The sequence below is a fragment of the Moritella viscosa genome (assembly GCF_900120065.1).
GTDB lineage: Bacteria > Pseudomonadota > Gammaproteobacteria > Enterobacterales > Moritellaceae > Moritella > Moritella viscosa.
Genome location: NZ_FPLG01000055.1, coordinates 1 through 14,803, shown reverse-complemented (window position 1 = coordinate 14,803; position 14,803 = coordinate 1). Strand labels below are relative to the sequence as shown.

At 41.4% G+C, this 14,803-nt stretch carries 12 protein-coding genes; 9 read left to right on the top strand and 3 right to left on the bottom strand.

Annotated features, from left to right (window positions below; all coding sequences use genetic code 11):
- Nucleotides 1-382: 382 nt before the first annotated feature.
- A complete protein-coding gene (locus tag BT797_RS09735) occupies nucleotides 383-1,495 on the bottom strand; it encodes a sirohydrochlorin chelatase (protein ID WP_075471886.1) in 1,113 nt (370 codons plus the stop codon).
- Between the two features lie 166 nt (nucleotides 1,496-1,661).
- On the opposite strand from BT797_RS09735, the gene cobW reads away from it, so the two are divergent.
- The 8 genes from cobW (at nucleotide 1,662) to BT797_RS09695 (ending at nucleotide 11,400) form a co-directional block, all read left to right on the top strand.
- Entirely contained in the window at nucleotides 1,662-2,756 is a 1,095-nt protein-coding gene (gene cobW, locus BT797_RS09730; RefSeq protein WP_075471884.1) for a cobalamin biosynthesis protein CobW, read from the top strand.
- Nucleotides 2,756-6,694, top strand: coding sequence for a cobaltochelatase subunit CobN (gene cobN, locus BT797_RS09725; RefSeq protein ID WP_075471882.1), 3,939 nt, complete (start codon nucleotides 2,756-2,758; stop codon nucleotides 6,692-6,694). The genes cobW and cobN overlap by 1 nt, the downstream gene beginning before the upstream one ends.
- A 33-nt stretch (nucleotides 6,695-6,727) precedes the next feature.
- Nucleotides 6,728-7,756, top strand: coding sequence for a nicotinate-nucleotide--dimethylbenzimidazole phosphoribosyltransferase (cobT, locus tag BT797_RS09720; RefSeq protein WP_075471880.1), 1,029 nt, complete (start codon nucleotides 6,728-6,730; stop codon nucleotides 7,754-7,756).
- A complete protein-coding gene (locus BT797_RS09715; protein ID WP_075471878.1) occupies nucleotides 7,753-8,538 on the top strand; it encodes an adenosylcobinamide-GDP ribazoletransferase in 786 nt (261 codons plus the stop codon). Before cobT ends, BT797_RS09715 begins: the two co-directional genes overlap by 4 nt.
- Nucleotides 8,535-9,089, top strand: a complete 555-nt coding sequence (gene cobU / locus BT797_RS09710) for a bifunctional adenosylcobinamide kinase/adenosylcobinamide-phosphate guanylyltransferase (protein WP_075471876.1) — start codon at nucleotides 8,535-8,537, stop codon at nucleotides 9,087-9,089. Before BT797_RS09715 ends, cobU begins: the two co-directional genes overlap by 4 nt.
- Nucleotides 9,090-9,097: 8 nt before the next feature.
- On the top strand, nucleotides 9,098-9,739 hold the full coding sequence (locus BT797_RS09705; protein WP_075471874.1) for a histidine phosphatase family protein: 642 nt from the start codon (nucleotides 9,098-9,100) through the stop codon (nucleotides 9,737-9,739).
- 17 nt (nucleotides 9,740-9,756) lie between these two features.
- Entirely contained in the window at nucleotides 9,757-10,359 is a 603-nt protein-coding gene (gene cobO / locus BT797_RS09700) for a cob(I)yrinic acid a,c-diamide adenosyltransferase (RefSeq protein ID WP_370429908.1), read from the top strand.
- Between the two features lie 261 nt (nucleotides 10,360-10,620).
- Nucleotides 10,621-11,400: a glycine betaine ABC transporter substrate-binding protein gene (locus tag BT797_RS09695; protein ID WP_045111622.1), complete on the top strand. Its 780-nt coding sequence runs from the start codon at nucleotides 10,621-10,623 to the stop codon at nucleotides 11,398-11,400.
- A gap of 53 nt (nucleotides 11,401-11,453) precedes the next feature.
- Here BT797_RS09695 and BT797_RS09690 read toward each other — a convergent pair whose 3' ends face one another.
- Complete coding sequence (locus tag BT797_RS09690; RefSeq protein ID WP_075471872.1) at nucleotides 11,454-12,347, bottom strand: DMT family transporter; 894 nt, start codon at nucleotides 12,345-12,347, stop codon at nucleotides 11,454-11,456.
- Nucleotides 12,348-12,495: 148 nt separating this feature from the next.
- Nucleotides 12,496-13,371, bottom strand: coding sequence for a DMT family transporter (locus BT797_RS09685; protein ID WP_075471870.1), 876 nt, complete (start codon nucleotides 13,369-13,371; stop codon nucleotides 12,496-12,498).
- Between the two features lie 316 nt (nucleotides 13,372-13,687).
- On the opposite strand from BT797_RS09685, the gene BT797_RS09680 reads away from it, so the two are divergent.
- Complete coding sequence (locus BT797_RS09680) at nucleotides 13,688-14,770, top strand: hypothetical protein (RefSeq protein ID WP_244534164.1); 1,083 nt, start codon at nucleotides 13,688-13,690, stop codon at nucleotides 14,768-14,770.
- Nucleotides 14,771-14,803: the final 33 nt, after the last annotated feature.

Below are 14,803 nucleotides of genomic sequence, written 5' to 3'. Positions count from 1 at the left end.
TTAGTGATAGCGGTAACATTGGTGCCAGTAATACTATTCGGCTAATGTTTATATTAACGACCCCTGAATGCGAATGCGATCTATTTGCACTTGTATTTAGTGGCTTAATTAAGCCATTAGATGAAAGTAATGTCAATCATATAATTAACCAATTATGGTTATTTTATAAATGGAGGGAGTTTTGAATAATGTGCAATTTGAATGCGTAATTTATTTTTATAGATCGGTTATTAATTATGGAAAAATTATTGAGTGTTAGCTGTCTTACTGAGTATTAAGGTTTCGTTTTATTGAGGCTGTTAATATATAAAAACGAGCCGTTAAGCTCGTTTCATATGCTGTTCAAAACCTGTCATTCAGTAATGTAAAAAAATCACTGCTTCTAGTTTTTCTCACCAACTGCTTTTTCTTCGGCAATTACATGCTCTGGTAATTGACTCATGAAGTACCCGCAAATATTGTCATTCACCATGGTGCGTGGACCATGTGGGTGGGCAATATGTTTGTAAGGCGCATGATGATGGCCGTGACTATGGGAATGACTGTGGTCATGGTCGTGCGAATGGTCATGACTATGACTGTGTTCATGACTGTGCTCATGACTGTGCTCACCTTCAGCCTTAAATTCAGCATGATGGTGGTGAACATCAACTTCACCACGTGCTAAACGCGCTTGGAAGTCGGCCATTAGCGTCACGTTTGGAACAGGTTCGGTAATAGTCTCATTGATACGTAGTTCAAAAGTATTGATCACATGATCTTGTGCACGTAAGTAATCCGCTTTTAAAAACACCACGTCAGGATTTTCATTTGCCACTTTATCAACGTAATTGTAGATACGGTCGATTAGCTTGCCACCGAATAAGAAATAAGGTGCAACCACGATCTTTTTGAACCCCAGTTTTAATGCCATTTCTAACCCACGCCCTACAGACGGAAAAGTGACTCCTGAATAAACGGTTTCAGACCAACCAAAACCCAGATTTTCACAAGCAATACGAGTCAGTTTTGCGGCATCTGCATTGGCATCAACAACCGATGTACCACGACCAACCACTACCAGCATTGTATCGTACAGTTCACCTGCAGCTGGGATAGTGTCGTGACCGAGTGCATTAAGAATGCGTTGTTGGAACGCTAAAATCATTTCTTCATGCAAACCTAATTCTTTACCGTATTCGATAGTTAAATTAGGGTGCTTTGCTTGATATGTTGTTAATACTGATGGAATGTCATTTTTGGCATGGGTTGCCGCAAATAACATGCCTGGTACTGCATGGATTTTAGTGACACCTTGTGCCATTAAACGATCCAGCGCGGTATGCATATTCGGCGCAGAATATTCCAGAAAGCCATATTCAACTTTCAATTCCGGATGACGTTCTTTTAGTCCCTTTGCTAATAAAGAAAATTCTTCTTCAGCGATTTTCGCACGGCTGCCGTGCCCACAAATAAGAACACCTGAAGTTTCAGGCAATGTTGCAATTGTTGTCATGATAAATACCTCTGCGCGCAAGTATACGACAAAATAGTTAAACACTGATAATGCTTTATAGCGTTAGGCTGCAACTTATAGCAATAAACAAACATTGTAATAACCTAGGTCTCAAATTATAATTTCAGCACTTTTCGCTCACCAACATGGCAGTTTGGAGCTATACATGCAATTAAACAAAATTCCCGTTACCGTTGTTACCGGTTTTCTTGGTAGTGGTAAAACAACATTACTTTCTAATATTTTAAAACAAGCAGCAGGCAAACGTATCGCGGTTATCGTTAATGAATTTGGCGAACTGGATATTGATGCGGATTTATTACGTAGCTGCCCATTGGACTGTGACGATGAAGCAACATCGCAAAGCCAGGGTGAGAACGGTATTTATGAATTAGCTAATGGCTGTATTTGTTGCACGGTAGAAGAAGAGTTTTTACCTGTGATGAAAGAGTTGGTCGCACGTCGTGATGATATCGACCACATTCTTATTGAAACCAGTGGTCTTGCATTACCTAAGCCCCTGGTTCAAGCATTCAACTGGCCGGAAATAAAGCAATATTGTACCGTTGATGCGGTTATTACACTGATTGATGGTCCAGCTGTTGCAGCGGGTCGTTTTGCTAATGATGCAGACAAGGTTCAAGCACAACGTTTGGCAGATGAAAGCTTAGATCACGATCCAAGTTTACAAGAATTATTGGATGATCAATTAAGTGCAGCAGACTTAGTGGTCGTGAGTAAAAACGATTTACTTACCGAAGCAGAGCGTGAACAGGTTCAAACCGTCGTTGCTAATAGGGTACCAGATGCAGTTAAAACGATTTATGTCGGCAATGGTGAAATTGCCCTCGACGTGATAATTGGCTTAGATGCTGCTGCTGAAGAGCAAATTAATCATATCCATAACCACCATGATCATCATCATGCCCATGGTGCACATCACGACCATGCCCACGATCACTTCGATTCTTTTGTCTTAAAGTTTGGTGAAGTGGATGGTCCACGTTTACAACAGATTTTAACGCAATTATTAACCGAACATAATATCTTCCGCGCCAAAGGTTTTGCGGCATTACCGGGTAAACCTATGCGTCAGGTATTGCAAGCTGTGGGTGAGCGCCTTGATGTGCACTTTGACCGCATGTGGAATGCTGATGAAGTACGTCAGACTCAACTTGTCGTTATTGGCAAACACCTTGACCGTAGCGTGTTAGAAACTGCATTACAGCAAACAGTTATTGATACAGCTGTCACTGCCTAATGCATTTATTGGCGGCGCAACCCGGTGGTTTCACTGATGACGAAGGTATCATTGATCTTGAGCAATCACCTGCGGATATTGTTATTTTGTCAGCCGCCGATAGTTCACTGGCTGCATTAGCCAGTGGTGTAGAGGTATTGGAACTTAATTTTCCCTCTATCCGGTTAGCCAATTGGATGCAGCTATTAAAACCTGCCGCATTCGATCTTTATCAAGATAAAGTACTCGACCACGCGAAAGTGGTTGTGGTGTCTTTATTGGGCGGTGAAAACTATTGGCAGTATGGTTTTGAACAATTACAGGATTGGTTAGCGGCTAGTTCGGTCAGAAATCCTCGTCAGCTCATTATTGTTCCTGGAGATGACAGCCCGGATGAGGTTCTGTTTTCAGCATCAAGCGTTGACCGTGATGCAGCGGTGGCTGTGTGGCGTTATTTGCGTGAGGGTGGCGAAGCGAATATTCGTAACCTGTATCATCATCTAGCCAGTCAATATCTTCACCAAGATTATGCATGGCGACAGCCACAAACGTTACCCAACTGCATGCTGTATATGCCAAAAGCAATACAGTCAGTGTTAAGAGGTGAACAACAATACTATCAGCAAGTCAGCTTAAATGACTGGCAGCAGCGTTGGCTACAAGTACCTTACAGCGTTGATGTGAGTGAATCAGAACGACCAATTTGTTTGTTATTATTTTACCGAAGTCATTTACAAAGTGACAATACCGCGATGTTTGATGGTCTTATCGATTGTATTGAGCAGCTGAACATGTTGCCATTACCGATTGCTATTCAATCGTTGAAAGATGATGAATCTATCAGGTTAGTGAATGAGTTACTTTTACAAACACAAGCTAAAGTTATTATCAATACCACAGGCTTTTCTTGTAATCGAGCCGCCAGTCCAGACTTAAGCGCAGAGCCTAGCTCATTTATTTCTCCCTTTAGTTTAAATATTCCGGTGTTACAGTTAGTGCTGTCGAGTAGTACAGAGCAAGATTGGTTGGATTACAAACAGGGGTTACGCAGCCGTGATATTGCCATGCAAGTGGTACTGCCTGAAATGGATGGTCGCATTCAGACTCGGGCTGTGAGTTTTAAAACGACGGCTGATTTTAGTGAACGTTGTCAAACCGCCATCGTTAAATATCAGTTACACCGCGAACGGGCTGAATTTGTGGTGACCTTGGCATTTAAATATTGTCAGTTATCGATAAAAGCCAACCAAGATAAACGCACCGCATTGATTATTGCTAATTACCCGACCAAAGACGGGCGCATTGGGAATGGTGTTGGTTTAGATACACCCGAATCGACTGTGAATATTTTAACGGCGTTAGCTGCGGCTGATTATCCGGTCGAAAATATACCTGAAAACGGCACTGCTCTGATTAATGAGTTGCTCGGGTCAATTACTAATAACCCTGAAACCTTACATCACTTAGGCTGTTGGCAAAGTATCACTGTAGATGAATACATGCAGCATTTTCAACAACTGCCGATTGAGAACCAGCAGGCAATTTGGGATAAGTGGGGTGGTCCCGATCAAGACCCTAAATACCGTGACGGGCGCTTAATGTTATCTGGTATTCGCTTAGGGCAAACATTTGTGGGCATTCAACCTGCACGTGGTTTTAATATTGATTTAGCGGCTAATTATCACGATCCCGATTTAATTCCACCACACAGTTATTTGGCTTTTTATTTTTGGTTACGTCATTGCTACCAAGTTGACGCTGTTATTCATGTGGGTAAACACGGTAATTTAGAATGGTTACCGGGCAAGGGCAATGCGCTATCTGAGAAATGTTGGCCTGATCTAGTACTGGGACCGATGCCGAATTTTTATCCCTTCATTGTGAATGACCCAGGAGAAGGCGCGCAGGCTAAACGTCGTATTCAGTCGGTTATTATCGATCATTTAATGCCGCCGATGACCCGAGCTGAAGTTTATGGTGAACTGGCTGAGTTAGAAGGGCTGGTGGATGAATATTACCAAGCGATGGGCATGGATGAACAACGCGAACGTTGGTTACGTGAAGCGATTGTTGATGCAGTGAAAAGCTCACACGTTGCCGAGGAACTCGGTGGTGATAGTGGTAGCTACGGTGATAGTGACGATGATATGTTTGCCGAACTCGATACTTACTTGTGTGATATTAAAGAAGCGCAAATACGTCACGGACTGCATATTCTTGGGGTATTGCCACAAACGGATAAACTCAGTGATACCATCGTGGCCTTATTACGGTTACCACGCGGTAAAGAGGCTCATAGTCAGGGCATATTACACAATCTTGCTTTAGACCTTAACTTACAGAATCTTAATTCACACCACAATAGTGATGAATTTGATCCGCTTGCGGCCAGTAGTGATGTTTGGCAAGGTGCAAGACCATCTATATTGGCTGAGCTCTGCGATGATAGCTGGCGAACAGAGTTTGATACTCGTGAACGTTTAGAGTTGTTAGCGATACAATTAGTCAGTGCATTCGTATTAATCTCTGATGAGCGTAAAGATGTTGAAAAATACAAACAATTAATGACTGAGTTGCCACGTACGATACAGCAGCTTAGTTATGTTAAAAACACCTTATTAATCGCATTAGAACAAAGTGTAGAGAATGAAATTTCAGCCTTATTAGATGGGTTAGCAGGCTTGTTCGTTAAACCTGGGCCGAGTGGTGCTCCCACGCGAGGTCGATTGGATACCTTACCGACAGGACGTAATTTCTTCTCGGTAGATAATCGTTCAATACCATCACCTGCAGCGTGGGCGATTGGTCAGCGTTCAACACAAGCAGTGATTGAGCGCCATTTACAAGAGCATGGTGATTATCCTAAACAGTTAGGCCTGTCAGTCTGGGGGACGGCAACCATGCGTACTGGTGGTGATGACATTGCGCAGGCATTTGCATTAATGGGTATTAAACCTATTTGGGCGCAAGGTTCACAACGAGTTATCGATTTTGAAATTATACCCTGTGCATTACTCGGTCGTCCTCGTGTTGATGTGACGCTGCGGGTATCTGGTTTTTTTCGTGATGCGTTTCCTAATGTGATGAAGTTATTTGATGCTGCGGTATTGGCATTAGCGAATTATGACGATCCCGGTGCCCAAAATACCATTCAACAAAATATCAAAAAGCGGATAAGCGAGTTGTCTGAACAAGGTATGACGGCCGATGATGCCAAACGTCAAGCGTCATATCGGGTATTTGGCAGTAAACCAGGTGCTTATGGCGCGGGGTTGCAAGGGCTGATTGACGAACGTTGCTGGGAACTGCAATCAGATTTGGCTGATGCTTATTTGAATTGGGGGGGTTATGCTTACGGCAGTTTGGCTGAGGATGTTGATGGCGTGATTGCCAGAGGCGCCTTTGCAAACCGTTTATCGCAACTTGATGTGGTGATGCAGAATCAGGACAACCGTGAACATGATTTACTCGACTCTGATGATTATTATCAATTTCAGGGGGGCATGACCAATGCGGTTCGGGTATTAAAAGATGAAATGCCCGTGGTATATCATAACGATCACTCTAATCCGGCAATGCCTAAGATAAGAACCTTAAAGGAAGAGTTAAACCGCGTGATCCGTTCTCGTGTATTAAATCCAAAATGGATTGAAGCCATGCGTGAACATGGCTACAAAGGCGCGTTTGAAATGGCGGCCAGTATTGATTATATGTTTGCTTATGATGCGACAACTAATTTGATTGATGATTATCAATATGAAAAAGTGGCTGACGCACTGATTTTTGATCAAGAAAACCAAGCCTTTATGCAAGAAAATAATGTTAATGCGTTAGAAGAAATGGCAGAACGATTATTAGAAGCAACCCAACGTGGATTATGGCAGGAACCGGGCGAATACAGTGGAAAATTACAATCCTTGTTGTTAGACCTAGATGCAAAAAAAGAAAGCTCGAATTAAAACGATTTTATTTACATGGATGAAAGGTACCGTATGTTTGATGTTAAAATGCTGGATCGCACTGACCAAGAATTTATTCAAAACAAGATCAATAATAAAACTAAACCACCAGGTGCATTAGGGGCGTTAGAATCATTAGCGTTGCAATTAGCATTAATCACGGGCAAAGACACAATTAGTCTTAAGCAGCCAACAATTTTGGTGTTTGCTGGTGATCATGGTATTGCAGAAGAAGGCATTAGTATTGCACCGTCAGCTGTGACGCAGCAAATGGTGTTAAATTTTCTGAACGGTGGTGCGGCAATTAATTGTTTCTGTCACAGTAATCAAATTACCATGGACGTGATTGATGCGGGGATTTTACTACCTGTAACGGATGAGCGTTTAACCATGCAATCACTAGGTAATGGCACGGCTAACTTTACCAAACAAGCTGCGATGACATTAGCTAGCGTTGAGCAAGGTTTGCAGCTTGGTGCTGATGTGGCGATTAAACATTTGGATAATGGCAGTAATGTATTAGGCTTTGGTGAGATGGGAATAGGAAATACCTCATCTGCTGCTGCAATTATGTCTGCTATTACTCAGCTATCAGTTGAAGAATGCGCTGGTCGTGGTACTGGGATTTCTGATGACGCTTATGCTAAGAAAATTACGTTAATTAAACAGGCGATGGCGTTGCATGAAGGTAAACTTGATTCGGCAATGGGCATTATGGCCAGCGTTGGTGGTTTTGAGATTGTGCAGATGACAGGTGCTATGTTAGCAACGGCGCAGCGTCAAAGCATAATCATGGTCGATGGTTTTATTACCACTGCTGCAGCAATGTTAGCTGTGATGATAGAGCCTAATTGTCAGCAATACATGGTGTTCTGTCATAAATCACAAGAGCAAGGTCACCAATTAATGCTTAAACACCTTAATGCTGATGCGTTACTTACGTTAGATTTACGCTTAGGTGAAGGAACTGGTGTGGCATTAGCTTATCCATTATTACAAGCAGCAGCCAGTTTTTATAATGATATGGCGAGCTTTGAAGCCGCTGGTATTGACGCAGTATGATAGATAGACTCAAGGCTGAGTTAGCGCTGTTTTGGTTAGCATTGGGGTTTTTCTCTCGTATTCCAGTGCCTGCTAATTTGGATTTTAGTACCAAGAAGTTAAATCAATCTTGTCGCTACTTTCCCGTTGTCGGCTGGCTAATTGGTGGCTGTTGCAGTGCGGTATATTACTTTACTCAACTTTATTTTAGTGTCGACATTGCGATCTTGTTTGCCATGTTTACTGGCGTATTGCTTACTGGTGCATTTCATGAAGACGGTCTAATCGATTCGGCTGATGGCATAGGTGGCGGTTGGACGCGTGAACAAAAACTCGCGATTATGAAAGACTCGCGGGTTGGTAGTTATGGAGCGATTGCCATCTGGTTTGTATTAACGATTAAGTTTGCGTTGTTATTGAATTATAGCAACATCAGTCTCTCTAGTTATAACAGCGTCATGCTGGCATTACTTATTGCTCATCCGTTGAGTCGGACTGTAGCAACTGTGATGATGTTTATCTCACCTTACGTACGTGAAACTGCGGATACTAAATCTAAATCTGTCGCTGAACCTAAGCAACGCAATGATTTATATATCAGCTTAATATTAGGCTTTTTACCGCTATTACTGCTGCCTGAATTAATCTTGCCAATGTTGTTTATATTAGTGATTTTTGTGTTTTGTTTTCGTCGTTTTGTGCATAAACAAGTAGGCGGTATTACCGGTGATTTACTTGGTTTAGCGCAACAACTCAGTGAGTTATTAATTTATATGGTATTAATTATAGGACTACAAGGATGATCCATTTAGTCATTGGTGGTGCTCGTTCGGGCAAGAGCGTCTATGCTGAAACCCTCGCTGGTGAATTAAGCCAAAGCCTTGGTAAGCACTGTCCTCATAAGCAAAGTACGGCTAAAAAATTAATTTATCTGGCGACCGCAACCATCTATGACGATGAAATGCAGCAACGCATTGACTTACATCAGCAACGACGTGATCAGGATTGGTCGCTGGTGGAAGAGCCTTTGCAACTGGCGAGTTGTTTGCAAACATTATCGGGCACCAATGCGGTGGTCTTAATTGACTGTATGACCTTGTGGTTAAGCAATTGGATCTGTTCTGATAACTTTGCTGAATTTGAATCGCAACGCCAGAAATTTATCGCAACTTTAATTGAGTTTGATGGCGATTGTGTCATTGTCAGCAATGAAGTCGGTAGTGGAATAGTGCCAATGGGCGAGTTGTCCCGCAGTTTTGTTGATCATGCTGGTTGGCTAAATCAAGCAATTGCTAAGGTGTCAGATAAAAGCACCTTGGTTGTGGCTGGATTACCGTTAGTGTTAAAAGGTTAGGGGGGTGGATGCAGACAGAGTTGTATTTAGTGCGTCATGGTGAACCACAAATTCGTAACGCGTTATTAGGTCGTACTAATCCCGAGTTGTCTGAATTAGGTTGGCAGCAAATGCTAGACAATTGTGCCGGGCTGACTGATATTGATGTGATGATCTCGTCACCTTTACTGCGTTGTGCATTATTCGCTAAGCACATCGCAGCGCAACAGGAATTACCTTTACATATCAGCGCTGACTTTGTCGAGTTTGATTTTGGTGATTGGGATGGCCGGTCTTATCAGGCATTGCATAATGATTTCCCGCAAGGTATGCATAATTTCTTTATCGACCCAGCTAATAATACGCCGCCTAATGGGGAGTCATTAGCGGACTTTTCGCAACGTGTTGAGGTTGCGCTGCTGAATGTACTACAAGAGTATCAAGGTAAACGTATTGCTTTGTTTGTACATTCTGGGGTAATACGCACGTTAATCGCGTGGTGTTTAAAAATAGACTATCTGCACGGTGTGCAATTTCAGCGGATTAAAATTGAGTATGCCAGCATTAGCCACATTAGCGTATTCGCCCACGAAGGCGAACATTTTCCGCAATTGGGTTATACCAATAAAGTTGTGGTTCAAAAACAACAAAATTGCCAAAAAATGGAATGACAGGATAGGGTAAAATAATGACAGGAATGACCGAAGTAGAAAAGCATTTACGTAAGTCTCGTAACCGTAAAATCAAGGTTGAGAAAGGCGTAGAAAAAGCAAAAGAAGAACGCGGTATTATGCTAGTTATTACCGGCAATGGTAAAGGTAAATCAACGGCGGGTTTTGGTAATGTTACACGTTGTGTCGGCCATGGATATAAAGCGGCAGTGGTGCAGTTTATTAAAGGTAAATGGGATTGCGGTGAACGTAATCTGTTAGAAAAGCTTGATGTGCCTTTTGCAGTGATGGGCACCGGATTTACTTGGAATACCCAAGACCGAGAGGTCGATATTGAAGCTGCTAAGATTGTATGGGAACAGGCTAAGCTATTTTTAAAAGACCCTGATATCCACGTGGTGCTGCTGGATGAATTAACGTACATGTTAAGTTATGAGTATTTACCGAAAGATGAAATCCTTAATGCATTAAAGAATCGTCCGCGCGAGCAATCTGTGGTTGTCACTGGCCGACGAGCAAGTGCTGAGTTAATTGAAATGGCTGACACAGTGAGTGATATTCAAGATACTAAGCATGCATTCAGAGCTGGCATTAAAGTTAGAAAAGGCGTTGATTGGTAGCTCTATTTAGATAGTTTAAGCCTATTAAATGAATTCTGCAGATACTCTGACTTTAAATATTCGTCGTGTATCTTACCAAATGTGATAATCCAAACATTAGCATATCCAGCTGTATCACAAATGACTATCAAATTATTTTTGATAGTCATTCAAACGATCCCCTCTTTTTGATGATCAAAAATTTTGCTAATTTAACTGCATACCTTCTAGTACTAATTTAGTCACTGCGTTAATACGCCAAGACCTAAAGAGAATACAATTATGCAAAATAAAATTACCATTGGAGTTACCGATCTTTCTTTCCACCGTGTAACAGCTTCACTTGTTGCTAATGTCTTGGTAGATATGGGCTTTGAAGTCGAGCGTATTTATTCTCCGCATCAAGAAAACTTTGCTAAGTTGAAGTCTGGAGAGGTTGACATGCTATCTTCCGCTTGGCTCCCGTCCAGTCATGGCATTTATAAATCCGATGTCGAAGAGGTTGAACCATTGCTTGAATTAGGTTTGCATTATAAACCGTATGCACTTTGGGGGGTACCAGACTATATACCGGAAGAGGCGGTTGCTGAGGTTGATGATTTACTTAAACCTGAAGTGCTTTCCCGTATGAAAAAAGACATCCAAGGCATTAACCCTGGGGCAGGGATAACGCGATTTTCGATTCAGATGATGGATGAATATAATCTCAATGATGTTGGATATAAGTTCTATACAGGTACTGAAGAAGATTGCTTTAATGCATTCGAACAAGCTGTAGCGAATAAAGAGTGGGTGGTAGTTCCGCTATGGAAACCTCAGTTTTTACACCATAAATATACGATCCGTGAGATTGCCGAACCAAAAGGTTTATTGGGCATTGTTGACCGCGCAGTATTACTACTTCGACAAGATCGTTCATCGTATTTTAGCCAAGACCAAATTAATAAATTAGACTCACTGCGCTTCTCAAATGAGATTATTGCAGCGCTCGACTATCAGGTCTCCCGCGAAGGAAAGTCTTTGGATGACGTAACTAAAGCATGGTTAACTGAACAAAAATAATAATGTAGTACTTAGTTAAGGGGAGAACCCCTTAACTATTTTTGTCGCTTACACTAAGACGGAATTGTAACTACTTTTCCTGCCACATTTTTCGATTTTAACTGCGTCATTATTACCCCAGCTAATACCAATGTCCCACCGATAAACTGCTCACTTGATAGCTGTTCATTAAGAATAAAGGTCGCCATGATCGCAGTAAATACCGGTAATAAATTCATGAACATTGCAGTCTTATCTGCGCCGAGATAATGAATACTTTGCATCCATAACCAAGCAGCTAATATCGACGTTGGGATCGCGGCATATAACACTAGCGGTAATGATTTACTGCTCAGGCTAACCTGGCCGTTGTACGTCAGTACTGGTATTAAAATGATGACGGCAAATAGCATCTGTACATATAGTGCAATCCAGTTATTAAATGGTAAGCGCCAGCGTTTGAGTAGAATCCCGTAAAGGGCGTAACTGCTGGCTGCAATCAGCATGTAGGTATCACCGATATTAACACCCTCAGACAGTAAACTACTGATTTGACCGTGGCTTAACATATACACCAAACCTGTCATCGAAATAGCAGCGCCGAGTAATGCTTTCTTAGTCAGTGAAATGCCGAGTAGTGGCACACTAAACATCAAGCTTAATAACGGGACTAAGGCAAAAATCAGCGTCATATGTGTTGCTGTCGTGGTCGCTGCAGCAAAGTAGGCGAGGGATTGATTGATCGCCATGCCCAGTAATGCCAGAAATGCTAATTTAGGTAAATAGGGTTTAATCGCTTGGCGTTTTTTCCATACTGGTTTGATCAAAAAAGGCGTCAGTGTCATTAAGGCAATAAACCAGCGATAGAAGGAAATTGTTTCGGGTGCGATAACATTGGTCGATAAGATATTAACAATCGAATTGCCTGACCAGATGATAACGGTAAGTAGCGGGAGTAAAAAATACATGGAGATCTGCTTGCGTATAAAAGAGCGATTGTAGCAGAGAATAAAGTGTTATTGGTAAGTACTTATTTGTAGGGTGATAGGTAGATAAAGCAGTCTAAGTGATCCCATCTAAAGAGAGACCACCTAGATTCTTTTAACGCTCAGTCTATTACGTTAATGCTTTTTGTTTTATTTTCTGTTTAACTACTGTTTCATTAAATATCAGTGATAGCAAAATAATACCGCCGCCTAACGCCAATTTGACTAAGTCCGCATCACGGTTCCAAATCACCAGGTTAACCAACAAGCCTAGCGGTACGAGCACGTTATTCATGGCGGCTAATGTCCCTGCATTCACTAAACATGCGCCTTTATTCCACATGAAGTAACCTAAGCCCGATGCGATAATACCGAGGTAAGTTAATACACCCCATTGTGTTGTCGTCGAGGGCATTTTTTCTGTACTACCTAGTAACATAAATGCGATGCAGGCAACCAAGAATGCGCCAATATAAAACAGGCCAAACACTTCGCTATGTTTAACGTCCTTTAATTCATTTTCAGATAGTTTTTTATAAGCCACCTGACCAATCGCCATGGCAATATTCGCACCTTGTACAACAAGGAAACCAACTACGAAACCTTCGTTAATACCTGCGTATTTAATTACTACAGCACCTAATACTGCGATGATAGCAGTGCCTAAATACCAAGGGTTGAAACGAGAATGTAATAGATCATCAATTAAGGTTACGTAAATCGGGGTGAATACGGTAAATAGTAATACCTCTGGCACTGATAAGAGTAGGAATGATTGATAATAAAATCCGTACATAATACCCAGCTGGCAAGCACCAATCGCCATCACTTTAGCAATCGTGGTACGTGATAAGTTGCCCAGTTTTAAGAATGGGATGAATACCAGCATAGCTAAACCAATACGGAATAATACCGAGAACCAAGCATCAACCTGACCCGCCAGATAAACGCCGATAAGGCTAAATGAAAAAGCCCATACCAAGTTTGTTATGATTAAAAAGTGCATTGATGGTTACCTTAATTAATTTTGTATGGGTTTATAGATGTCAGTAAAGTGTAAATTCACAGCATTAGAGTTTATATTTTGTCTAAATTGCATTACAGTTTTGTCTTTTAAATTTGATGATTAGATTTACATCGGTGTGATAAATAAACATTTGTAAACATTTACTCGCGTTAATCACCATGACTGATATTTTATAGCGACCAATGACAGCGAGATTTATAAAACAATGAAATTCAGTACTTTATTTTTTTTAACCATAAATGTTTCGGTGGCCTGGAGTTCTTATGCGAGCACTGTAATTGCAAGTAACCAAAACATGAACCTAGATACGGTAGTAAAATCATCAGTAAAGCGTATTTACCTGTTAGAAAAAAGTCCTGTTATTGGCAAAATGGTTACTCCATCTACTGCAGAGCTCTGCAATGTGGCTAAAGGTACGGTGGATTACCTTGCTTTAGGTGAAAATTACGACCCTGGTATTATTACCGCCGGTATGACTGCGCAATTTGGTGGTGATTTAAAAAGAGTAAAGCGGACCCTTAATTTTATTTGCCAAGTACAGCAAGCGGATAAATTAGCGGGCACTGTAAGCCGTTTAATGGATGCTGATTTTATTACCGAACACTTTGATGTGATCCGTTGGATGCCAGATAAAAATCAAGCGCAGGGCTTTGCCAAAAATAAACCCTTATTGAAAAATATCCCTGATGATAAAATTTTGCTGACTAAATATTATATTAAACTTGCAAAAGGGACTGCAAAGCAAACTCCTGAAACTCCTTATGCATTATATGCACTGCCAAATGATGAACAAGGCTTAACGTTAGAGCAGAGCGATGCAGAGCGTGGATTAATTCGTCATCAGTTAACTAAGCAAGATGTGTTAACGGGTATTTTAGATAAAGATAGCTTGGCTGAGCCTATGGTGTGGTTGTCGCGTTATGACCTAGAAGATTCATTAATGCAGGGTACAGTAAAAGTCGATATAGAGTCAGATTCTAATGGCGTTACGAGTCAGTTTTTTAATGTCCATCGTAATAACGGCATTGGCTACCAGCGTAACTTGAAAAAAGAGCAGCAGGGGCGTTACTGGTATTTTAAGAAAACCGAGTCTGTGATGGGTTATGGTAAAGATGCTAATCATAAGATCCCTGTTTATCCATTAGTGACAGTCGCAGGTGATTTAGCGCATTTAGGCTTAGGTAAGTTAATTATGCTGACCCACAATGGTGAAAGTCGTTTAACCGTATTAGCCGATACGGGCGGAGCATTTGAAAATAACCAATATCAGCTAGACTACCTTGGCGGTTATTTTAAAAACTGGGATGATTATATTAATACTTACCGTACCTTTCCTGATTATTTTGAAGCGCGGATATTGTTGCTGAAAGATAAATAAATTTAGTCGACTCACTCAAAGATTGTTAGCTTA

Excerpts from the sequence above, each read along its gene's own strand:
- BT797_RS09685 (WP_075471870.1), bottom strand. The coding sequence starts at position 13,371 with ATGCACTTTTTAATCATAACAAACTTGGTATGGGCTTTTTCATTTAGC.
- cobN (WP_075471882.1), top strand. The coding sequence starts at position 2,756 with ATGCATTTATTGGCGGCGCAACCCGGTGGTTTCACTGATGACGAAGGT.
- cobT (WP_075471880.1), top strand. The coding sequence starts at position 6,728 with ATGTTTGATGTTAAAATGCTGGATCGCACTGACCAAGAATTTATTCAA.
- BT797_RS09735 (WP_075471886.1), bottom strand. The coding sequence starts at position 1,495 with ATGACAACAATTGCAACATTGCCTGAAACTTCAGGTGTTCTTATTTGT.
- cobU (WP_075471876.1), top strand. The coding sequence starts at position 8,535 with ATGATCCATTTAGTCATTGGTGGTGCTCGTTCGGGCAAGAGCGTCTAT.
- cobO (WP_370429908.1), top strand. The coding sequence starts at position 9,757 with ATGACAGGAATGACCGAAGTAGAAAAGCATTTACGTAAGTCTCGTAAC.
- BT797_RS09705 (WP_075471874.1), top strand. The coding sequence starts at position 9,098 with ATGCAGACAGAGTTGTATTTAGTGCGTCATGGTGAACCACAAATTCGT.
- BT797_RS09695 (WP_045111622.1), top strand. The coding sequence starts at position 10,621 with ATGCAAAATAAAATTACCATTGGAGTTACCGATCTTTCTTTCCACCGT.
- BT797_RS09690 (WP_075471872.1), bottom strand. The coding sequence starts at position 12,347 with ATGTATTTTTTACTCCCGCTACTTACCGTTATCATCTGGTCAGGCAAT.
- cobW (WP_075471884.1), top strand. The coding sequence starts at position 1,662 with ATGCAATTAAACAAAATTCCCGTTACCGTTGTTACCGGTTTTCTTGGT.
- BT797_RS09680 (WP_244534164.1), top strand. The coding sequence starts at position 13,688 with ATGAACCTAGATACGGTAGTAAAATCATCAGTAAAGCGTATTTACCTG.
- BT797_RS09715 (WP_075471878.1), top strand. The coding sequence starts at position 7,753 with ATGATAGATAGACTCAAGGCTGAGTTAGCGCTGTTTTGGTTAGCATTG.